The sequence below is a fragment of the Sorangium sp. So ce406 genome (genome assembly GCF_051474675.1).
GTDB classification, from domain to species: domain Bacteria; phylum Myxococcota_A; class Polyangia; order Polyangiales; family Polyangiaceae; genus Sorangium; species Sorangium cellulosum_G.
This window is the reverse complement of the sequence record NZ_CP150340.1, coordinates 9231141-9251547: the sequence shown is the minus strand read 5'-3', so window position 1 is coordinate 9251547 and position 20407 is coordinate 9231141. Positions and strand designations below refer to the sequence as shown.

At 73.5% G+C, this 20407-nt stretch carries 14 protein-coding genes; 5 read left to right on the top strand and 9 right to left on the bottom strand.

From position 1 onward, the window contains the following. Positions 1-147 precede the first annotated feature (147 nt). Positions 148-588, top strand: coding sequence for a hypothetical protein (locus WME96_RS34595; protein ID WP_437285852.1), 441 nt, complete (start codon positions 148-150; stop codon positions 586-588). A 132-nt stretch (positions 589-720) separates the two neighbouring features. On the opposite strand, the gene WME96_RS34590 is transcribed toward WME96_RS34595, so the two are convergent. From WME96_RS34590 to WME96_RS34580, 3 genes are all read right to left on the bottom strand, one after another. Further along, on the bottom strand, positions 721-1506 hold the full coding sequence (locus WME96_RS34590) for a glutaredoxin domain-containing protein (RefSeq protein WP_437285851.1): 786 nt from the start codon (positions 1504-1506) through the stop codon (positions 721-723). Beyond that, the gene (locus tag WME96_RS34585; protein ID WP_437285850.1) at positions 1503-3605 is read right to left on the bottom strand and encodes an ABC-F family ATP-binding cassette domain-containing protein; all 2103 of its coding nucleotides are present in this window, start codon (positions 3603-3605) and stop codon (positions 1503-1505) included. The genes WME96_RS34590 and WME96_RS34585 overlap by 4 nt, the downstream gene beginning before the upstream one ends. Before the next feature lie 182 nt (positions 3606-3787). Beyond that, complete coding sequence (locus WME96_RS34580; protein ID WP_061615924.1) at positions 3788-4414, bottom strand: glutathione S-transferase family protein; 627 nt, start codon at positions 4412-4414, stop codon at positions 3788-3790. Positions 4415-4720: 306 nt separating this feature from the next. Here WME96_RS34580 and WME96_RS34575 point away from each other — a divergent pair, with 306 nt between their 5' ends. Then, complete coding sequence (locus WME96_RS34575) at positions 4721-6955, top strand: DUF3160 domain-containing protein (RefSeq protein WP_437285849.1); 2235 nt, start codon at positions 4721-4723, stop codon at positions 6953-6955. 370 nt (positions 6956-7325) lie between these two features. On the opposite strand, the gene WME96_RS34570 is transcribed toward WME96_RS34575, so the two are convergent. From WME96_RS34570 to WME96_RS34555, 4 genes are all read right to left on the bottom strand, one after another. Then, positions 7326-9605: an ATP-binding protein gene (locus WME96_RS34570; protein WP_437285848.1), complete on the bottom strand. Its 2280-nt coding sequence runs from the start codon at positions 9603-9605 to the stop codon at positions 7326-7328. After that, a complete protein-coding gene (locus WME96_RS34565; protein WP_437285847.1) occupies positions 9602-11623 on the bottom strand; it encodes an ATP-binding protein in 2022 nt (673 codons plus the stop codon). Before WME96_RS34565 ends, WME96_RS34570 begins: the two co-directional genes overlap by 4 nt. Positions 11624-11857: 234 nt before the next feature. Beyond that, positions 11858-12916: a YihY/virulence factor BrkB family protein gene (locus tag WME96_RS34560; protein ID WP_437285846.1), complete on the bottom strand. Its 1059-nt coding sequence runs from the start codon at positions 12914-12916 to the stop codon at positions 11858-11860. 101 nt (positions 12917-13017) lie between these two features. Beyond that, entirely contained in the window at positions 13018-13359 is a 342-nt protein-coding gene (locus WME96_RS34555) for a hypothetical protein (RefSeq protein WP_437285845.1), read from the bottom strand. Positions 13360-13618: 259 nt separating this feature from the next. Here WME96_RS34555 and WME96_RS34550 point away from each other — a divergent pair, with 259 nt between their 5' ends. The 3 genes from WME96_RS34550 to WME96_RS34540 all read left to right on the top strand — a co-directional run bounded on the left by WME96_RS34550 (position 13619) and on the right by WME96_RS34540 (position 18329). Next, the gene (locus WME96_RS34550) at positions 13619-16612 is read left to right on the top strand and encodes a TIGR03960 family B12-binding radical SAM protein (protein ID WP_437285844.1); all 2994 of its coding nucleotides are present in this window, start codon (positions 13619-13621) and stop codon (positions 16610-16612) included. Between the two features lie 109 nt (positions 16613-16721). Then, positions 16722-17411, top strand: coding sequence for a sensor histidine kinase (locus tag WME96_RS34545; protein ID WP_437285843.1), 690 nt, complete (start codon positions 16722-16724; stop codon positions 17409-17411). A 93-nt stretch (positions 17412-17504) separates the two neighbouring features. Next, positions 17505-18329: a Uma2 family endonuclease gene (locus WME96_RS34540; RefSeq protein ID WP_437285842.1), complete on the top strand. Its 825-nt coding sequence runs from the start codon at positions 17505-17507 to the stop codon at positions 18327-18329. Between the two features lie 21 nt (positions 18330-18350). On the opposite strand, the gene WME96_RS34535 is transcribed toward WME96_RS34540, so the two are convergent. Continuing rightward, a complete protein-coding gene (locus tag WME96_RS34535) occupies positions 18351-19565 on the bottom strand; it encodes a vWA domain-containing protein (RefSeq protein WP_437285841.1) in 1215 nt (404 codons plus the stop codon). Positions 19566-19567: 2 nt separating this feature from the next. After that, positions 19568-20407: an AAA family ATPase gene (locus WME96_RS34530; protein WP_437285840.1), complete on the bottom strand. Its 840-nt coding sequence runs from the start codon at positions 20405-20407 to the stop codon at positions 19568-19570.

Sequence of the window (20407 nt, the reverse complement as noted above, 5' to 3'; positions counted from 1 at the left end):
GCGCCCTGTCTGGTGTTAGGATGATGGACTGGGCGTGGTGATGAGCCTGGCTCACGACGTCATCGGGGCCGGGTACCTCCGGAGACGCATGTTCCCATGGGAAGCAAGGAGCGAAGCGGTCGCGTTGACTGACGGGTCGAGGTTTGAATGGGGCGCTCTGTTTCGATCGATCTTCGTATTCCGGGCCTCAGGTCCAATGTTTATCGTGTGTTGTGCGCCCTGCTCGAAGCGGGGTGGTCCTACGATGATGATGGACACATCAGTTATTTGCCAGTGGGGGATCGAGGGGATTTTGACTGGCAGTGGGCCGATCTCGATCGATGGCCGGATGTCCTCGCTGCGATCAAGGTCAAGGAGGAGAGGGGTGAGCTCGTCGGGGTCTCGTTGATACACGAGGAGACAGGCGCCGGTGGAGAATTCCTCCTCGATGCCAGGGAAGAGCTCCTGATGATCTGCCTCACCATCAACACGCGCGACATCCAGACCGTGCCGAGGTTCGTTGACTTTACATGGTATCTGGAGCGCCTCGTCCCTGCGATCTCGCGCGCCGGGTTCACCATCGAATGTGTGGAATGCTGCCAGCACTGATCGGCAGCAGAGCCCTTACCGGCGCCTTATGATCGGACCGCGGGTCATGACGCCACCGTCGCGCCGCGCAGCGCGACCGCCCGCCGGCGGTCCCGCGATCCGCGGATCTCCCGGCGATCCGCCGCCCGCGCGTCAGAGCGTCGTGCCGCGCGCCGCACGCGCGAGCGCCTGATCGATCGCGCCGGCGCTGAACCCGACCAGGATCTGCCCGCGGACATCGATGATCGGGATGCTGCCGCCGCGCTGGTGGCTCTTCGCGAGCTTGTCCTGCATCTCGGCGGCCGCGGCCGGGTCCTCCTCGATGTCCTTGACGATCGCGGCGACGCCCTTGGCGCGCAGGTAGTCCGCGGCCTGGTGGCACGGCTTGCACCACGAGGCGCCGTAGATGATCACCGTGACGCCGCCGAGCTGGCTCGGCGCACCGGGGCCCGCGGAGCCGCCAGGGCCCGGCGCCGGCGGCGGGGGCGCCGTCTTCGCGACGTGCTCGGCGCGGCGCTTCTCCAGCAGCGACTCCCACTCACGCCGCGGCATCGTCCGCACCGTGTACGTGCCGTCCGGGCGCTTCTGCGTCAGATCCGCGATGTAGAAGACGTCGCGCGTGCCCTCCGTCCGGTCCGAGAGCATCGCGCGAACCATCGAGCGGCCCTCGACGGGCACGTCGGCGGGGCGGAGCTCGACGTGGGTGTCGCCCTTCTCGTCGATCCACGTGAGCATCAGGTTCGCCGTGTCGTCGCGCAGCTCGAGCGGCGGCAGCTCGGCCGACGCCTGCGCCGGGGCGGTGCCGTCGTCGCGCTTCTCCGCGCACGCCGCCGGCCCCAGCGCCGCCGCGGCGAGCGCGAGCAGCGCCGCCGCGCGACGGGCAGCGCGCGCGCGGGCAGCCGCCCCCGCGCGGCGCGCGCTGGCCGCCGCGCCGGTCACGCCCCGCCTCCCGCCGTCGCCGAGGCGCCGAGCTCCTCGCTGAGCGCCATCCACTCGGCCATCGCCGCGTCGACGCGCTTCGCGAGCGCCTGCTCCTTGCGCGCCGCCTCCGCGAGCTTCGCCCAGTCGCCGCCCGGGTCCTTCTTCAGCTCCTCGCGCATCTCCGCGAGCTGCGACTCGCCGGCCGCGATCTCCGCCTCCAGCTCCTTGATCCGCTTGCGCTTCCGCTCCGCGGCCCGCGCCGCGGCCTTGTCGCTCTCGAACGCCCGCTTCCGCGCCGCCGCGTCCCCCGCGTCGTCCGGCGGCGGCATCGTCGCGCCGCTCCGCCGCACCGCGCGGCCGGGGGCCTTCGCGCCCCTGTCGGCCACGGCCGCGGCCGCGGCGCCCCGCTGCTCGTCGCGCGGCGCGCTCGCGCCGCCCCGCCCGCCTCGCGCGCCGCCGGCCGGGCCGCGCGCCGCCTCGCGCTCCTCGGCCTCGCGCGCCGCCGCCTCGGCCGCGAGCTTCTCGAGGTTGTCGCGGTAGTCGCGGAAGCCGCCGGGGTAGACGTCCACGCGCCCCTCGCGCACGGCCACGATGCGCGTCGTCACCTGCTCCAGGAACCGCCGGTCGTGCGAGACGAGCAGCACCGTGCCCTCGAAGCCCGCGAGCGCCTCCTCGAGGATCTCGGCCGCCGGGATGTCGAGGTGGTTCGTCGGCTCGTCGAGGAAGAGCAGGTTGCGCGGCTCGAGCAGCAGCTTCGCGAGCGCGAGCCGGCTCCGCTCGCCGCCCGAGAAGCCCTGGACCTTGCGGAGCGCGTCGTCGCCGTAGAAGCGGAAGCGCGACAGGTACTGTCGCGTGGCGTCGACGTTCATGTCGGCGCGGACGCTGCGGATCTCCTCGACCGCGGTCCTCTGCGGGTCGAGCGAGCCGAGGTGCTGGTCGAAGTAGCCCTGGCAGAGGTTCGTCCCGCGCCGCACGTCGCCGACGTCCTCGGGCGCGCCCGCGCCGGCGAGCAGCTTGAGCAGCGTCGACTTGCCGGTGCCGTTGGGGCCGACGACGCCGACGCGGTCGCCGCGCCGGATGAGCAGCTCGACGCCGGAGAAGAGCGCGCGCCCGCCGCGGGAGGCGCCGAGCCCGCGCGCGTCGAGCACGATGTCCCCGCTGCGCGGGGCGGGCGCGAACCGGAAGCGGACCTTCTCGGCGGTGGCCCAGACGTCCTCGGGCCGGTCGATGGTCTCGAGCTTCTCGAGCATCTTGCGCCGGCTCTGCGCCTGCTTCGTCTTCTGGCCGGCGATGTTGCGCCGGATGAAGTCCTCGGTCTTCGCGACGAACGCCTCTTGCCGCTCGGCGAGCTCCCGCTCGCGGGCGAGGTCCTCCTCGCGCGCGACCGCGTAATCGCTGTACTTGAGCGGGTAGGTGCGGAAGCTGCGCTGCCCGAGCTCCATCGTGTTCGGGCAGACGGCGTCGAGGAAGGCGCGGTCGTGCGACACGCAGAGCAGCGCGCCGGCGAGGCCGGCGAGGTGCTTCTCGAGCCAGGTGATCGTCTCGATGTCGAGGTGGTTCGTGGGCTCGTCGAGCAGGAGGAGGTCGGGCTCGATGGCGAGCACGACGCCGAGCTGGAGGCGGCCGCGCTCGCCGCCGGACAGGCTCGCGACGGGGCGGTCCATGTCGGCGGGCGTGAACCCGAGGTGGGCCGCGATGATCTCGACGCGGCGCTCGAGGTCGTCGCCGCCGGCGATGTGGTAGCGGTCGGTGAGGTCGCTGAGCCGGTCGAGGTCGGCCTCGCTGCCGCTCGCGGCGGCGTGCTGCGCCGCGGTGAGGGCGTGGCGGAGATCGAGCACCTCGGAGAACCCGGAGAGGAAGGCGTCGAGCACCGTGCCCTCGGCCTGGAGCTCGTGCGACTGCCGGAAGTAGGCGACCCGGACGCCCTTGCGGATCACGACCGAGCCCGTGTCCGGGGTGAGCTCCCGGGCCACGAGGCGGAGCAGCGTCGATTTACCGGCGCCGTTGGGGGCCACGAGCGCGGCGCGCTGGCCGTGCTCCAGGGAGAAGGTGATGCCCTGGAAGAGCTTGTCGGCGCCGTAACCGAAGCTGAGGTCGGCGACCTGGAGGACCGTCATCGCGGCCGAGTTCTAGCATGGGTCGGGCGCGCGCAAGGGCGCCCGGGGCGGCGCGAGTCAGGCGGGCGACCGCGCGGACGAGGGCCGATCCTGGCCGCGCGGGCGGCAAGCGGGCGGTAAGCGGGCGGTAACGGGAGAGGGGGCGCCTCGCCCGCTCCGGGCGAGCGAGGGCGCCGTCGGGCTCAGGTCTCGGCCATCGCCGCCTTCACGGCCGGGCGCTCCGCGATGCGGCCGAGCCATCCCTTCAGGTTCTTCAGCTCGGCGATGTCGATCTTGGCCGCCATGAGGCCCCAGCCGAGCATGGACGCGAGGTCGAGATCCACCAGGGTACAGCGCTCTCCGGTGAGGTACGGGCGGCCGTCGAGGCGGCCGTCGAGGATGCGGAGCAGGTCGCGCATCTCGGTCAGGGCCTGCTCGGCTTGCTTCTCGTTGTGCATCTCCTTCGGGAAATACTCGCTCGTGTTCCCCATGTAGCGGAACAGGGTGCCGGTGAGGGTGACCTGGCCCCAGACAAGCCAGGTAAGGGCCGTGAGCTGCTCGGGGGAGCCGGGCGCCGGCCACAGGCCCTTCTGGACACCGTAGCGCTCGCCGAGGGCGATCTGGATCGCCACCGACTCGAACATCGGGGTGCCGTCGATCACGACGGTCGGCACCTTGCCATTGGGGTTGAGGGCGAGGAAGTCCGGTTTCTTCTGGTCGCCGGCGCGCAGGTCGACCCGGACGATCTCGCAGGGAATATCGAGCTCGGCGAGCGACACGCGGATGCGGCCAGCGCTGGACTGAGGGGAGTAGTAGAACGTGATGGACATGGCTTTCCTCCGGCGCCCCTTGTAGTGGATCTGGCGGGCTGACGTCACGAGCCGTTTGCAGCGGACCTCGGTGTCCTCGCGACGGTACAAACCACGCTATTCCGGCAATGCGCGGGTCCCGAGCCACGCTGGACGCGCCCGGCACGGCGGTATCGCGGGGGTCATCATCACACCTCTGCGCCATTGCAGGTCATCGCCGTTCGGGACAAGGCGCGAGCGCCTCCCCGGCCCGCGGCACCATCCTTGCTCATGCAGGGGCCGCGGCGCCCTCCAAGCTCGGGAGGCGCGCCCTGGAAGGGGAACCCGATGCGCAAAACACTTCTTCACTTTCATTTCGTCCCGATCCTCATCGCCCTCGCCGCCGGCTGCTCCAGCGGTGGGCAGCCGCAGCCCGGCACGGAGCCGCCCACGCCGATCGAGCCCGCGCCGCTCGGGCCCGAACAGGGGGCGGAGCTCACCGCGCTGCTCGGCGAGCGCGACGCCTCGGCGGACATGACCGCACAGGAGTTCGCCTCGAAGTACGCCGTCAGCTTCACCTCGAGCCTGCCTTACGCGCCCGCGGACGCCGAGCACCTGCCGCTCATCCAGGGCTCCTCGCTCGGGCTCGACGACGACGAGCTCGCGAAGCTCTCGAAGAACGGCTTCGTCATCTCGGAGAAGAAGACCTTCCCCACCTTCGTCTACGGCTACGAGACCATCTACGCGCTCGACCTGCCGCTCTACGTGTCCGCGGACTCGATCCTGTACGCGGTCCACCGCTCGTACGACGCGATCCTGAAGGCCGTCGAGCTCGCCTCGCTCTCCCCCGAGCTCGCCACGATGCTCGAGGAGATGCGCGCGCGGCTCGCCGACGGCGCCGGCGGCGATCTCGGCGCCGAGGCGCGCGCCGACGCAGACCTGTTCACGGCCGTCGCGCTCGCGCTCCTCACGGACGCGCCCGTCGCGCCCGTCGCGGGCGCCGACGCCGCCAAGATCGAGGAGCTCGCCGCGGGCGCCAAGGCCCACCAGGGCATGGGCAAGGTGCGGCTCTTCGGCTCCGAACGGCTCATGGACTTCTCGCAGTTCGAGCCGCGCGGCCACTACACCGACGAGCCGGCGCTCGAGCGCTACTTCCGCAGCATGATGTGGCTCGGGCGCGTGGACTTCCGCTTCCTGGAGACCCAGACCGACGGCACGCAGGTCTTCCAGCGGCGGCAGCTCGAGGGCGCCTACGTGCTGCGCGCGCTCGCCGAGGCGAAGACCCTCGACCGCTACACGCGCATCGACGACACGATCCAGGCCTTCGTCGGCGAGAGCGACTACATGACGCTGCCCGAGCTCGACGACCTGCTCGAGGACCTCGGCCTCGGCGACGCCGCCGGGCTCGCCGGCGTCCCCGACGAGCAGATCGCCAAGGTCGTGGTCGAGAAGGGCCACGGGACGCAGCGGATCTCGAGCCACATCATGATCAACGGCCTCGACAAGGGCACGCTCCCGCTGTCGTCGAGCTTCGCGCTGCTCGGCCAGCGGTACGTCGTCGACTCGCACGTGTTCTCGAACGTGGTCTTCGATCGGGTGAAGGGCGGCACCGTCAAGCGCATGATGCCGAACCCGCTCGACGTGGGCTTCGCCGCGCTGGGCAACGATCAGGCGGGCCTGCTGCTCGGGCCCGAGCTCGGCCAGTTCCCCTACGCGCCCGACCTGCACATGATGCGCGTGCTCGTCGACGCGCACCCCGGGGACTTCTGGGGCAAGAACATCTACAACCGCTGGCTCGGCGCGCTGCGCGAGCTGTCGCCGGGCAAGGCGCTGGCCGACGCCGAGGGGCTGCCCGGCGTGGCCAAGACCGAGGCGTGGGGCCGGCGCCTGCTGAACACCCAGCTCGCCTCCTGGGCCGAGCTCCGGCACGACACCCTGCTCTACGCCAAGCAGTCGTACACGGCCGGCAACACCTGCGAGTTCCCGGACGCGTACGTCGACCCGTACCCGGCCTTCTTCACGCGCATCGCCGAGCTGGCCGCGCAAGGCGGCGACGTCGTCGGCGCGCTCGATCTGTCGAGCCAGCCGTGGCTCGAGGAGGCCGTGCCGGCGTATTTCGAGCGCCTGCACGACGTCGCGACCAGGCTCGCCGAGATGGCCGCGAACGAGCGCGCCGGCGTGCCCCTCACGCAGGAGCACCTCGACTTCATCAACCAGGCCGTCCGGATCCAGTGGGGCTGCGGATCTCCCTTCGGCGCCGAGGGCTGGTACGCGCAGCTCTTCTTCGACATGGCCAAGAGCGTCGAGCTGGACCCGACGATCGCCGACGTCCACACCCAGCCGACCGACGAGGGCGGCGCGCCTGTCGGCCGCGTGCTCCACGTGGGCACCGGCCTGCCGCGGCTGATGGTCGTCACGGCCGATCCGTGCGGCACGCCCAGCGCGTTCGTCGGGCTCGCCTCGTCGTACTTCGAGCAGATCACCGAGAACTTCGAGCGCATGACCGACGAGGAGTGGGCCGACGCGATCAAGGAGACGAGGCCCGCCGACGTCGCCTGGATGAAGGATCTCGTCTCCCGCTGATCCCCCGCGACGGCGCGACGGCGCGATTCCGCCCCGCTGGAACTGTGCCGGGCTGTGCCGGAGCGTCACCACGATCACGGTACGAGCTGGCCGGCGCCGAACAGGCCTCCACAGGCTCGGCGTCCGTTCAATCTCACGGCAAATCCCGCGACGGGTAAGAGGGGCAATGCGGTCCAGCCTCCAGGTTGAATTTCAATTCACCCTGGAGGCTCCGGAGAGGCTCCGGTCTGAATTTCAATTCACCCTGGAGGCTCCGGAGAGGCTCCGGTCTGAATTTCAATTCACCCTGGAGGCTCCGGACAGCCTCCGGGTTGCGCTGAATACAACCGTCGCGGTCGCCTCACACCGGTCCGCGGCGAACCCGAGCGCCTCACGCCGCCGCGGCGGCCGACTGGAAGGCGCGCGAGAGCTCCTCGGGCGCCGGCAGCGCCGAGCACGCGAGCCCCCGCCGCGCCACCGCGAGCCAGCGTATCGGGTCGGCGACCGCGCCGCTCGCGATCGCCGCGAGCAGGCGGCGGCGCATCCAGTCCTTGCGGCGGTAGAAGCTCGTGCCGTGCTCGGCCATGGGCCGCGGGACGTAGCTCGCCAGCGAGACGTGCGTCTTCTCGTGGAGCAGGAGATCGGTGAGCGCGGTGAAGGCGACGGCGTCGTCGCGCAGGAGCACCGCGGTGAGCAGCGCCCGCACCCGCGCGGAGGCGAGGTTCACGCTGATGCCGCTGCCGTCGGTGTGCGCCATCTCGTCGGGGCCGTAGAGGTCCTGGTGCGCCCAGATCGGCGACGTCGGCAGGTCGGCGGACTCGGAGATCGCCGCGTCGAGCCGCTCGAGGACCGTCATGGCCGCGGCCACGGCGCGGACGCCGGGCACGTCGGCCGCCGCCTTCAGGAGCACCTCGCGCGAGGTGCGGGGCATCGGGCACGGCGCGGCGACCGCCGCCCGCGGCGCCGACGACGACGCGGGCGGGGGCGGCGGCGCGGCCGCGCCCTCGGTCGCGAGGCGCCGCCAGAACGCCAGCGCGAGCGGCTCGTCGAGCGCGAGGTACACGAGCTCCCCGGACCGCGCGCCCGGCGCCTCGTGCTCGGAGGCGGCCGCCTCGGGCGCCGCGGCGCAGGCGCCCAGCGGCCAGCGGGCGGTGCTCCGGGCATGGGTCGACGGAGGCGGCGGGGTGCCCTCGAGCGGGCGGAGCACGCCGGCCCGGTGGGCCTGCAGCAGCTCGCGCAGCGTGAGCGCCGCGCTGCGCCAGTGGAGCTGGCCGAGCGGCGGGGGCGACCCCGCGCCGTGCGACCGCTGGCCGGCGTCGACCACGATCGACCGGAAGAGGGGCGCGTCGAGCAGCCCACCCGCGAAGCGGATGACCTGCTCGGGGGCCGCCACCGTCGGGGTGCGCGCGAGGGGATCGAGCTCCTCGACCGCCTGGGCGGAGGCGATCGTGATGCTCTCGCCGAGCAGCGCCCCGTGGACGAGCCGGTCGAGCACCGACGAGAGCCGGTGATCGACCGCCCGCAGGAGCTCGCGGTCGTACAGGGCGTCGCGCAGGATGAAGCGCTCGAACGCGGCGACGAGCGCCGCCTCGACCGCCGCCGACGCGCTCGCCGCGACCGCGGAGCGGCCCTTGTTCAGCGGCACGCCGAGCGGCAGCTCCGCGACCAGCCCGAAGCCGGCCGCCGTGATCGCCCGCGCGAGCTCGCGGTGCAGCGCGAGCTCGGGGCCGGGGAAGGGGTCGATCCGCGTGGCCACCGTGAGCCCCTTCTGGGTGATCGTGAGCTGCGGCTCGACGCCGTCGCCCCGGCCCACGGAGAGCTCGAGCGCGCCGCACAGCTCCCCCGACGGCGGGAGCCGGAGCGGCACCTCCGCGGCGCGGCGGAGGCGCGCACGCGCCGTGTTGACGAGCGCTCCGTCGACGTGGATGCGCGCGACGGACGGGTCGACCAGCCCCGCCGCGGCGGCGACCTCCGCGGCGAGCGCCGGCCGCGAGATCGGCTGCGCGAGCGAGAGCCGCACCGTGGTGCCCGTCGCCGGGCGGCGCGGCGGATCGAAGGCGCGCGGCGGCAGCGGCGCGCGCGGGAGGGGAGCGCCCGCGGCCGGCGGCGCGGGGGAGGCGGGCGGGCGGGAGAGGGGCAGGAGCGTCCACGAGAAGTCCTCGTGGCGCGGCCCGACGCCGAGCGGCGCGACGAGCAGCCGGTGGCCGCCCGACGCGGTCGCGGTGACCACCTCGATCCAGGGCGCGATCTCCAGCGCGGAGAAGAAGCCGATCCCGTGCTCGCCGATCGCGTCGGCCTCGCCCGCCTTGCCGCTCCGGAACGGGACGAGCAGGTCGGTGAGCAGCTCGGTCCGGGTCATGCCGCGGCCCTGGTCCGAGATCGAGATCTCGCGGCCGTCCTCGGTCGAGCGGACGTCGATGCGGGCGCCGGGCGGCGAGGCGTCGAGCGCGTTCTGGAGCAGCTCGCGGAGCGGGCCGATCCGCGACGACGCCTGCGCGTAGATGGTGCGCGAGAGGATGCGCTGCGCGAGGTCGGGCACCGTGGCCTCGCTGCGGCAGGCGGCGACGAGCGCGACGCGCTCCGCGGGGCTCGCCTCCAGGTAAGCCTCGGCGCGCCCGTGGATCCGCACGAGGAGCAGCTCCGAGAAAAGCCCGTACGAGATCTGGGTCATGGCTCGCCTCCGGACGTCCTTTCGCCGGGCCGGGGCGCAGCGCAGGCCGCCCCGTCCACGGGTTCGCCGACGATGAGATCGCGCTCGAGATCGGCCTCGCGCACCCCCGACGCGCGGTCGAAGGCGGCGCGCAGCGCGTACCAGTCGCTCCAGCCGGAGGGCCGCCGCACGGCCGGGCTGTCGTCGCGGATGAGGAGCAGCCGGCGCGTCCCGAGGCACGGCAGCGGGCCGGGAGGCCGCCGCCCCGCCGCCTCAGGGAACGTGGGCGCGAGCGGGGGCGCGCCCGGCGCCCGGCGCGACGCGGCGGCCCCCGCGACCCCGCGGTCCGGCCGGAGCCGGCTCCGGCAGAGGGCGACCAGGGTCGTGTGCGGGTTCGCCGCGCGGGCGAGCAGCAGGGGCAGCCCCTCGAGGTCGCCGCGGCGCCGCGCGAGCGCCGAGAGCATCTCCGCGGGATCGAGCTCGAGCTCGTCCTCGAGGAGCTCGCGCTCGCCCGGCAGGTGGGGCTGCCACTCGCGCTCCGCCCAGAAGCTCTCCGGCACGAAGAGGCGCTCGGCCACGCTCGGCCCGAGGAACCCGAGGAGCGCCTCGCGCCGCTCGGGCGTCACCATGCAGCGCCCGGGGCCGAGCAGCGCGCGCGCGAGGTCGCGGGCCACCTCGTCCCAGCCCGCGGATTGCAGCATGAGGGCGCTGATCTGCGCGGCCATCTCGGCGAGCCGGTCGCGCGCGCGCCGGCCCTCGCCGCTCGCGGCGGCGAGCTGGATGAGCCGCCGGTAGAAGGCCGTCGCGGCCGCGGTGAACTCCGGCCCGACCTTGAGCGCGTCGCGCCCCTCGGTCAGCTCCACGGCGGCCGGGAAATCGATGAGCGCGAGCTCGGCGAGGGCGAGGCAGGCGTCGACCTTGACGCCGGCGTGGAAGGTGGCCGCCGAGATGCTCGGGAGCAGCCCGCGCCCGCCGATGTGGAACCGCGCGAGCAGCGCGGGGCCCTGCGCCTCCGCGGCCTCGCCGGCGGCCGTCGCGCGCGCCTCGCCGGCGGCCGTCGCGCGCGCCTCGCCGGCGGCCGTCGCGCGCGCCTCGCCGGCGGCCGTCGCGCGCGCCTCGCCGGCGGCCGTCGCGCGCGCCTCGCCGGCGGGGCTGGCCGCGCGCCCGCGAGCGCCGCCTGCGGGCGCGATCGGCTCCTGCACGAGCTGCCCGCCCGAGATCAGCCGGCCGTCGTTCACGGCCGCGCCGTCGAGCAGCACGAGGGCGCGGCTCGCGGGGAAGAAGTGGAGCGCGTCGCGCAGGTACGCGCGCACCGCGCTCGCCTCGAGCAGCGCCGACGTGACGCGCACGCGGGTGCCGAGCAGCGGCGCGATCCGGCGCACCGAGCACATCAGGGCGGCGGCGAGCTCCGGCGACGCGCGGCCGCGGGCGCGCCCGACCTCCTCCGGGGCGGACGCGGGCGGGTCGGGCTCGTCGCCCCCGCCCGGCCAGGGCACGACGCGGATCGCCCACCCCTCGATGCCGTCGCCGGTGGTGAGGTGCAGGCTGAAGCTCTCGGGGTCCGAGAGCCCGAAGCCGAGCACCGAGAAGAACCCGACCCCGAACCGGCCGAGATCGATCCCGGGCCGCTTGTCTGTCGCGAACGGGATGAGCAGCCGTGAGAGGATCGCCCGGAGCCCCATGCCGACGCCGGTGTCGCAGACGTCGACCCGCCCGTCGGTGACGGCGACGTCGACGAGCGGCTGCGGCCCGCGGGCCGCGTCGGCGGCGTTGAGCACGAGCTCGATGAGCGGCCGGAGCGGGTGCCCGAACTGGCGGGAGATCTCCTCGTCGAGGACCTTGAGCAGGTAGGCGCGGTCGATCGGCGGCTCCGCGAGGTCGCGCTGCCCTGCGCACAGCCCCTCGAGCGCCGGGCGGTGCAGGCCCACCGCGACGAGCTCGTGCAGCGACCCGAGGAAGTACAGCCCGGCGTCTCCTTGCAGGGGCGCCGCGCGTCGGCCGCCCCCCCCGTCTCCCCCCGCTCCGTAGTGCGCGTGCACGCTCGACCGCTCCCCCTCACGCCCGCCCTCGACATCCTCCTGCGCGAAGAGCGCGCACCCACCGTGCGAAACCGCGCCGAGTGAGCGCCGAGCGGCGAACGATCGACGGAGCTTTCACTGCCCGTGCCGAGCCGAGCCGTCGGGCGGCGGCCGTCCGTCCTTCAGCGCAGCCGCCGCGGGCGCCGGCCCCGGCGCGATCGCAGCCGCCGCGGGCGCCGGCCCCGGCGCGCCGGCCTAGCTTGCGGCCCGCCGCGCCGGCGGCGAGCTCGGGGCGCCCCGGGTCTCGTCGTCCGCGGCGTCGCTCTCGTCGTTGTCCGTGGCGTTCTCGCCCCCGCCGAGCCGCGCCGCGGCGCCGCGGGGGCGGGTGACGCTCTGGGGCTGTGTGGTGCTCTGGGGGAGCGGCGTGGAGGTCTGGGGCGGGTCGGCGATGTGGAGCAGCTCGGAGAGCTCCAGCGCGCTCCACTTGCCCGGGGGCGGGATCGAGATGATCCCGGCGCGCTCGCGCTCCAGGCGCGCGTTCAGCTCGCCCCCGATGAGCAGCGCCAGCGCCAGCAGCCAGAGCCAGAAGAGGAAGATCGCGACGGTCGCGAGGCTCCCGTAGAACGTGGCGTAGCGGCCGAGCGTGGCGACGTACAGCGAGAAGAGGGTCGACACGATCGACCAGAGCGCCACGGTGAGCACCGCGCCCGGGAAGATCCGGCGCCGCTCGATGTTCGGGCGCTGGATCGAGATCCTGAAGAACGCGGCCACCATGCAGGTGACGAGCCCCGCGGGGAGCGCGAACGCGACGATGCGCGCGCCGATGGATCCCGAGAGCGACCCGATCAGCACGCCGAGGCCCGCGACCACGGGCACCACGGCGAGGCTGGCCATCACGCACGCCGCCGCGATCGCCCTGCGGACGTACCAGGGGCGCTCGCGGGCGTTGTAGATGGTGTCGAACACGCCCATGGCGGTCGAGAGCCCGGAGGACGTGATCCAGAGGAAGCCGGTGATGCTGATCGGGGCGACGGCCGACGACTGCGAGAGCCGGAGGAGCTCGTCGGAGACGATCACGGCGACCTCCGGCGGGGCCGCCCGGAGGATCGGCCGCACCACCACATCGGACCACTGCTGGATCCGGCTGAGCACATAGCCGGCGAACGCGGCGAGGGGGATCAGGCTGAGGAACGCGTCGAAGGCCATCGCGCTCGCGGCCCGCGGCGCGTTGTGGCGATCCAGGCTGATGATGACGCTCCACACCGCCTTGGCGGCGCGGTGGCGCTCGATGTGTCGCCGGATCGGAGCAGGCACGCGAGCAGCCTCGCTCTCCCTGGTGCGGGGCGCAATACCATCCGCCGTGCCCTCCCGGCTCGACGACCCCGGGACCCTGGCCTCGGCGCCCCCGTCGGCGGCTAGGCGTCGGCGTTTGTGTCAGCGGCGAGGAGGGTCTGCACCGCGTAGGGCACCGACTCGACGCCGGCGAGCTCGGCGAGCGCATAGGCGATGTGCTCGCGGCTCGCGTGCGGCGGGATGCCGACGATCGCCCACGAGCCCCCCTCGCCGCGCTGGAGGTTCTGCCCGCGCTCGACCCGGAGCGCGGCGAGCGCCGGGTAGACGGCGACGGTCATCCGCTTCGGCCGCAGGCGGTCCAGCGCGCGCATGGCGAAGGCGATCCGGTCGAACTCGCTGGGATCGCGGTACTCGACGTGCCGCTCCCGGTCGATCGCCACGTGGTGGGGGTCTCGCACGCGCACGGGGTGAGCATAGCCCACGCGGGCCGTCCTGCCGCCCCGGGCGCGCGGATCCGGGCGTCCGCCGTGCCGCGCGAGGAGTGAGTGTCGCACCGGCGCCGGTCACAGCGGCGACGCGGCCCCGCTCGCGGCGCGTCTACAGCGTCGAGCTGCCGATAAGCCTGCTTGCCAGGAGGGCCGAGGGCCCGGCGCGCGCCCGCGCCCGACAAACCCCGGGCCGTGGGTGCCGGCGCCGGCCCGCCATGCTACGCGCCGGAGCGCCATGGACAGCCTCCCCCTGCTCGCCGATCACCCGTACGCCTCCTTCCTCGATCAGGTCGAGAAGCCCGCGCGCTACGCGGGCGGCGAGGTCGGCTCGGTCGTCAAGGACTGGGCGTCAGTCGAGGCGCGCGTCTGCCTCGCCTTCCCGGACGTCTACGACATCGGGATGAGCCACCTCGGCTTCAAGATCCTCTACAAGCTCCTGAACGACGACCCGCGCACCCTGGCCGAGCGCAGCTACGCGCCCTGGGTCGACATGGAGGCCCAGCTCGTGAAGCGCGGGCTGCCGCTGGTCTCCCTCGAGTCGGCGCGCCCGCTGAGGGACTTCGACGTCGTGGGCTTCTCGCTGCAGTTCGAGCTCACCTACTCGAACATCCTCACCATGCTGCACCTCGGCGGCATCCCGCTGCGCGCGGCGGATCGCGGCGAGGACGACCCGATCGTGATCGCCGGCGGCCCGACCGCGACCCACCCCGAGCCGATCGCCCCCTTCCTCGACGCCCTCGTCATCGGCGACGGCGAGGAGAAGGCGACGGAGGTCGCCCTCACGTGGACCCGGCTGAAGCGCGAGGGCGTGCCGCGGCGCGAGCGGCTGATCGCGATCGCGCGCCTCGGCGCCATCTACGTGCCCTCGCTCTACGCGACCCGGCGCGACCCCGACACCGGCTTCGAGGTCGTGGACCGCCCGCTCGTCCCCGGGATCCCGTTCCCGGTCGAGCGCGCCCTGGTCGACCTCAACCGGTACCCGTTCCCCGACGAGAGCCCGACCGGCGGCCCCGAGGCGATCTTCGATCGCATGTCGATCGAGATCGCCCGCGGCTGCACCGAGGGGTGCCGCTTCTGCCAGGCCGGCATGATCTACCGCCCCGTCCGCGAGCGCGATCCCGAGCAGATCGTCGACACCGTGATGCGCGCGGTGCAGAAGTCCGGCCAGGACGAGGTCTCGCTCACAGCGCTGTCGACGGCCGACGTCTCGTGCATCTCGCCGCTCATCAAGAAGGTCACCGAGCGCCTCACGGCCGAGCGCATCTCGCTCGGCGTCTCGTCGCTGCGCGCTTACGGGCTCGAGCCCGATCTCCTCGACCAGCTGAAGCGCGTGCGCGCGACGGGCCTCACCTTCGCGCCCGAGGCGGGGACCCAGCGGATGCGCGACGTCGTGAACAAGAACGTCACGGAGGAGCAGCTCCTCGAGACGGCCGAGCGGGTGTTCAGCCGCGGCTGGGGCAAGATGAAGCTCTACTTCATGATCGGCCTCCCCACCGAGACCGACGAGGACGTGCGCGGCATCGTCGAGACGGGCGCCCGCGCGGCCGGCGCCGGGCGGAAGGCGGCCGGCAGGGGCAAGCCGGCCGACGTGACGGTCAGCGTCTCGACGCACGTGCCGAAGCCCCACACCCCGTTCCAGTGGGCGGCGATGGACACGCTCTCGGAGGTCGCGCGCAAGCAGCAGATCCTCCGGGACACGGTGCGGCCCTACCGCGCCGTCAAGCTGAAGACCCACGAGGCCCACGCCAGCGTCCTCGAGGGCATCTTCGCCCGCGGCGACCGCCCCCTCGCCGACGTGATCGAGCGGGCCTGGCGCAACGGCGCCCGCTTCGACTCGTGGGACGACCAGCTCGAGCTCGCCGTGTGGGAGGAGGCGTTCGCGCACGCGGGCGTCGATCGGGCGAAGTACCTCGGCACCCTGCCGGTGACGGCGCGGCTGCCGTGGGATCACATCGACGTCGGCCTCGAGGAGGGGTTCCTCGCGCGGGAGTACAGGAAGGCGCTCCAGAACCGCCTCAGCCCGCCGTGCGGCAAGGTCGCCGGCACGTTCGTGCACCACACGAACCTCGACGACGCCCGGGCCGACACGCGCCGGCTCGTCTGTTACGACTGCGGCGTCGCCTGCGACATGACGCAGATGCGCGAGGAGCGGCTGACCTTCCTCGACCGGCTCGGCGCACACAAGCGCTCGCTGCCGATCGTCAAGGAAGCCGCGGCGCCGCCGGAAGCCGCGGCGCCGCCGGAAGCCGCGGTGCCGCCGGAAGCCGCGGCGCCGCCGGAAGCCGCGGCGCCGCCGGAAGCCGCGGCGCCGCCGGAAGCCGCGGCGCCGCCGGAAGCCGCGGCGCCGCCGGAAGCCGCGGCGCCGCGCGCGCCCAAGGGGCGCGGCGGCTTCCGCTACCGCTTCCGCTTCGAGAAGACCGGACCGGTGGCGCTGCTCGGCCACCTCGACGTCGTGCGCGAGCTGCCCCGCGTCCTCCGGCGCGTCGGCGCGCCGATGACCTACACCGCGGGCTTCCACCCGAAGCCGGACATGACGTTTTCCCCGGCCCTCTCGCTCGGCGTGATCAGCCTCGACGAGTACGTCGACCTCCGCCTCGAGCGCGACCTCGACCCCGCCGCCCTCGAGGCGCTCGTCGCGTCGATGACCGCCGCGAGCCCGCGCGGGCTCGTGTTCCGCGGGGCCGCGAAGCTCGGCCCGGAGGACCCCGCCGTGAGCAAGCTGATCGCCGGGGCCCGCTACGCGCTCGCGTTCGCGCGCTCCGCGATCGGCAGCGACGCCGAGGCGATCCTCGCGGCCCGCTGCGGCGCCGCCCTCTCGGCCGCGTCGCTCCCGATCCGCCGCGAGATCGACCGGCTCGCGAAGATGGTCGACGTGCGGCAGTACCTCGTGCGGGCCGAGGTCGGCGGGCCCGACGTGCTCTCGGCGCTCGCGCGCGCCGGGCTCGCCGGCGACCTCGTCGCCCTCGACGTCGAGGTCGACATCCGCGGCTCGGGGGCGGTGAAGTCGTCCGAGGTCGCCGCCGTGATCCTGGGGGAGCCCGGGGAAGCGCCAGGCGCGATCACGCCGCCGCCGCACCGCGCCGTGCGGCTCCAGCTCTTCGGCCGCGCCGCGCCGGCGGGCTCCGCCGCCGCCGAGCGCTTCTCGCTCCTCGACCTCGAGCGGGCGCGCCGCGTCAAATCTGCGCCGGAGCGCGCGGCGTCCGCGCCGCTCGCGGCCGACGCCGGGTGAGCCCGGGCTGCGTATGGTCGCAGCGGGAATATCCATCACGGGGCGGCGGCGATCGCCCGCCGAGCGCGCGGGCGATCGCCCGGAGATCGGCTACGCTGCGGTCGGCGTTATGGCAAATGAGGGTCACGAGACCGAATGCTGCGCCGCGCGCCTCGCCGCGGCGGGAGCGGTCGGCGCGAGCGTCGCTCACGAGCTGCGCAACGCCCTCGCGGTCGCCGAGTCGTCGCTCTACCTGGCGCAGCGGGACCTCGACGATCGGCCCTGCCTGCTGCGCCACCTCGACCGGGTGACGTGCGAGATCCGCAAGGCGCACGAGGTCATCGGCAGCGTCCTCGGGCTGGCGCGCGGCGAGCCGCTGCGGCGCGAGCCCGCGCCTGTGGGCAAGCTGATCGAGAGCGCCCGGCACGCGCTGGTCCTGCCCACGGCGGTCCGGTTCGAGGTCGCCGTCGCGCCGGCCGATCTCACGCTGCTGTGCGACCCCATCCTGCTCGAGCGCGTCTTCTCGAACCTCTACCTCAACGCGATCGAGGCGCTCGACAACGCCCCCGGCGGCTCGATCGTCACGCGCGCGTGGCGCGGCGACGAGCGGACGTACCTCGAGGTCGAGGACAACGGCCCCGGCGTCCACCCGTGCGTGATCGATCGCCTCTTCGAGCCGCTCGTCACCGCCAAGGTGAAGGGGACCGGCCTCGGCCTCGCGCTGAGCCGGGTCATCATCGAGGCCCACGGCGGCGAGATCACGGCGACGGCGGGCCGCTGCCGGGGCACGGCGTTCCGCATGTGGCTCCCCAGCGCATAGCGCCCACGTGAAAGCGCCGCGCTGGATGCGGCGCGGCAGCCCCGCGGCGCGGCGGCCCGCCAGGGCGCGCCGGCCGCGTGCTATCGTCCTCCCATGCCCTCGATGCAGGCCAAGGGCCGGGCGGCGGAGCGCGGCCCGTTTCGCGTGGAGCACGTCCGCTCGGGTGACCCGTACGAGCTCTCGAACGGCCATCCCGTCCACTGCGCCCCCACCGGAGGGCGTGGCTCCGGGCCGCAGCACCTGGGCAGCTCGGTCGTGGGCTGGGACCCGGCGGTCAAGGAGGCCGGCGTGGACACGGGTTACGCCCTGGATGGGAGCACGCTCCGGGCGCCGGACGTCGCGGTGGGCAACGTGCCCGACAAGCCCGGCTGGGTGAAGGGGGTCCCGGAGCTCGCCATCGAGTACGCCGACGTGGGGCAGGACGAGGAGAAGCTCCAGGAGAAGATCGCCGACCTGCTCGCGGCCGGCACGAAGGTCCTCTGGGTGGTGCGCCTGAGCGGCCCGCGGCGGGTCGAGGTGCACGAGCCCCGCCGGCGGATGCGCGTCGTGCTCCCCGGGCAGCTCCTGAGCGCCCCGGGCATCCTGAAGAACGCGGTCCGCGTCGAGGCGCTCTATGAGCGCAGCGAGGCGGAGAAGACCCTGCTGACCAACCTGCTCCAGCGGCAGGGCTACGAGGACCTCGAGGCCGTGCTCGCGGCGGGGCGCGAGGAAGGGCGAGAGGAAGGGCGCGAGGAGGGCATCCTCGAGGGCAAGCGCGGCGCGCTGAGGCGCGTCCTCGACCGGCGAGGGCTGCGGCTCACGAAGACCGCGGCGGCGAAGATCTCGTCGTGCAGGAGCGAGCGCGAGCTCGACGGCTGGCTCGATCGCGCCCTCGTCGCGTCGACGACGGCCGAGGTGTTCAAGCGCGCCGGCCGCTGACCGGGCCCGCGGCGCGCGCGATCAGGCGCGGCCGCGACCGCGGACCAGCTCGGTGACGGCCTCCCCCAGGCCCTCGAGCGTGAGCGCGAACATCGGGAAGATGCCCTTGATCGCGTCGACCGTGGGGTGAGGGTAGGGGCCGACCCCGTCGGGGTTCAGCCACACCGCGCGGTCGAAATGGTCGCGGAGCATCATGAGCCAGGCGACGCCGGGCATCCGCGCGTCGGACTCGAACGAGGACGCCCAGCGGTCGGCCCCTCCGCCGCCGAAGCCTGACGAGCCGAGCAGCTCGTACGGCGCCATCGAGGCGTCCCCGACCATCACGAGCTTGTGGTGCTTGCCGCACTCGTGGAGGAGCTCGCGCACCGGCACAGGGTCCTGTAACCCCTCGGTTTTGTACACGTTTTCGTAGACGCAGTTGTGGAAGTAGTAGCTCCTCAGCTCCTTCCAGTGCGTCGCGCGCTTCGCCGCGCTGAAGAGCTGCGACACGAGCGCGGCGCTCGGGTCCATCGAGCCGCCCACGTCCATCATCAGGATCACGCGCGTGTTCGGCCGGCGCGGCGGCCTGGTGACGACCTCGATCTCGCCCGCGTTCCTGGCCGTCGCGTCGATGGTCGCGTCGATGTCGAGCTCGCGGTCGCCGCCCTCGCGCGCGAAGGCGCGCAGCTTGCGCAGCGCCACCTCGATCTGGCGCACGTCGAGCGTGAGATCGCTGCGGTAGGGCCGGTAGCGGCGCGCGTCGGCGTTCTGCACGGCGCCGCTCCGCCCGCCCGCGGAGCCGCCGACCTGGATGCCGCTCGGGTTGTAGCCGCCGCGGCCGAACGGCGACGTGCCGCCGGTGCCGATCCAGCGGCTGCCCCCGTCGTGGCGCTCCCGCTGCTCGCGCAGGCGCTCCTCGAACCGCCGGAGCACCTCGTCGAGGTCCAGCTCCTCGATCATCGCCTTCTCCTCCTCGGAGAGGGCGCGCATCTTGATGGGATCCCGCAGCCACGAGAGGAGCTCCTCCGCGATCGCCTTGGCCTCCACGTGCACGCCGCGGAAGTGCTCGGCGAACGCGAGGTCGAAGTCGTCGAGGTGCGCCTCGGAGTGGACCAGCATCGCCCGCGCGACGTGGTAGAAGCCGTCGAGCGAGCTGTCGTGCAGCCCCGCGGCGAGCGCCCGCGCGAGGCCGATCGCCTCCTGGGCGCCGACCGGGACCTTGCGGGCCCGGAGCTCGTAGAGGAACTCGACGAACATGGCTACGACCGGTAGCGCCTGCCGCCGGCGAGCTGGTCGGCGAGCGCGACGAGGTCCTGCTCCTTCTTGAGCAGCGCGCCGAGGAACGGCAGCGTCTTGTCGAGCTTCACCTCCTGCACGCCCGCCCGGCGCAGCACGGCGATCCAGTCGATGAGCTCGCTCGTCGAGGGCCGCTTCCGGATCCGGGCGTTCTTCCGGATCTCGTAGAAGACCTGCATCGCCTGATCGGCGAGCGCCCGGTCGAGGTCGGGGTGATGGACGCGGACGATCTCCCGCATGAGCTCCGCCTCCGGGAAATCGATGAAGTGGAAGACGCAGCGGCGCAGGAAGGCGTCCGGCAGCTCCTTCTCGTTGTTGCTGGTGATGATCACGACGGGCCGCTCCCGGGCGACGATCTCGTCGCCGGTCTCGGTGATGCGGAAGCGCATCCGATCGAGCTCGTGCAGGAGATCGTTCGGGAACTCGAGGTCCGCCTTGTCGACCTCGTCGATGAGCAGCACGGCGCGCCGCTCGGCGCTGAACGCCTTCCCGAGGGGGCCGAGCTTGATGTAGCGGCGGATGTCGCGGACGTCGCCGTCGCCGAAGCGCGAGTCGTAGAGCCGTTGCACCGTGTCGTAGACGTAGAGCCCGTCCTGGGCCCGCGTGGTGCTCTTGACGTGCCAGAGGATGAGCTCGGCCGACAGGCTCTGCGCGATGGCCTCGGCGAGGAGCGTCTTGCCGGTGCCGGGCTCTCCCTTGACGAGGAGCGGCCGCTCCAGGACCAGCGCGCAGTTGACGGCGGCCTCGAGCGCCTCGTTGGTGAGGTAGCGTTCGGTGCCGCGGAAGCGGCGGAAATCGGACAT

Bases quoted from the DNA above. Each gene is read 5' to 3' on its own strand.
- WME96_RS34595 (WP_437285852.1), top strand. From the start codon at position 148: ATGGGGCGCTCTGTTTCGATCGATCTTCGTATTCCGGGCCTCAGGTCC.
- WME96_RS34585 (WP_437285850.1), bottom strand. From the start codon at position 3,605: ATGACGGTCCTCCAGGTCGCCGACCTCAGCTTCGGTTACGGCGCCGAC.
- WME96_RS34580 (WP_061615924.1), bottom strand. From the start codon at position 4,414: ATGTCCATCACGTTCTACTACTCCCCTCAGTCCAGCGCTGGCCGCATC.
- WME96_RS34575 (WP_437285849.1), top strand. From the start codon at position 4,721: ATGCGCAAAACACTTCTTCACTTTCATTTCGTCCCGATCCTCATCGCC.
- WME96_RS34570 (WP_437285848.1), bottom strand. From the start codon at position 9,605: ATGACCCAGATCTCGTACGGGCTTTTCTCGGAGCTGCTCCTCGTGCGG.
- WME96_RS34550 (WP_437285844.1), top strand. From the start codon at position 13,619: ATGGACAGCCTCCCCCTGCTCGCCGATCACCCGTACGCCTCCTTCCTC.
- WME96_RS34545 (WP_437285843.1), top strand. From the start codon at position 16,722: ATGGCAAATGAGGGTCACGAGACCGAATGCTGCGCCGCGCGCCTCGCC.
- WME96_RS34540 (WP_437285842.1), top strand. From the start codon at position 17,505: ATGCCCTCGATGCAGGCCAAGGGCCGGGCGGCGGAGCGCGGCCCGTTT.
- WME96_RS34535 (WP_437285841.1), bottom strand. From the start codon at position 19,565: ATGTTCGTCGAGTTCCTCTACGAGCTCCGGGCCCGCAAGGTCCCGGTC.
- WME96_RS34530 (WP_437285840.1), bottom strand. From the start codon at position 20,407: ATGTCCGATTTCCGCCGCTTCCGCGGCACCGAACGCTACCTCACCAAC.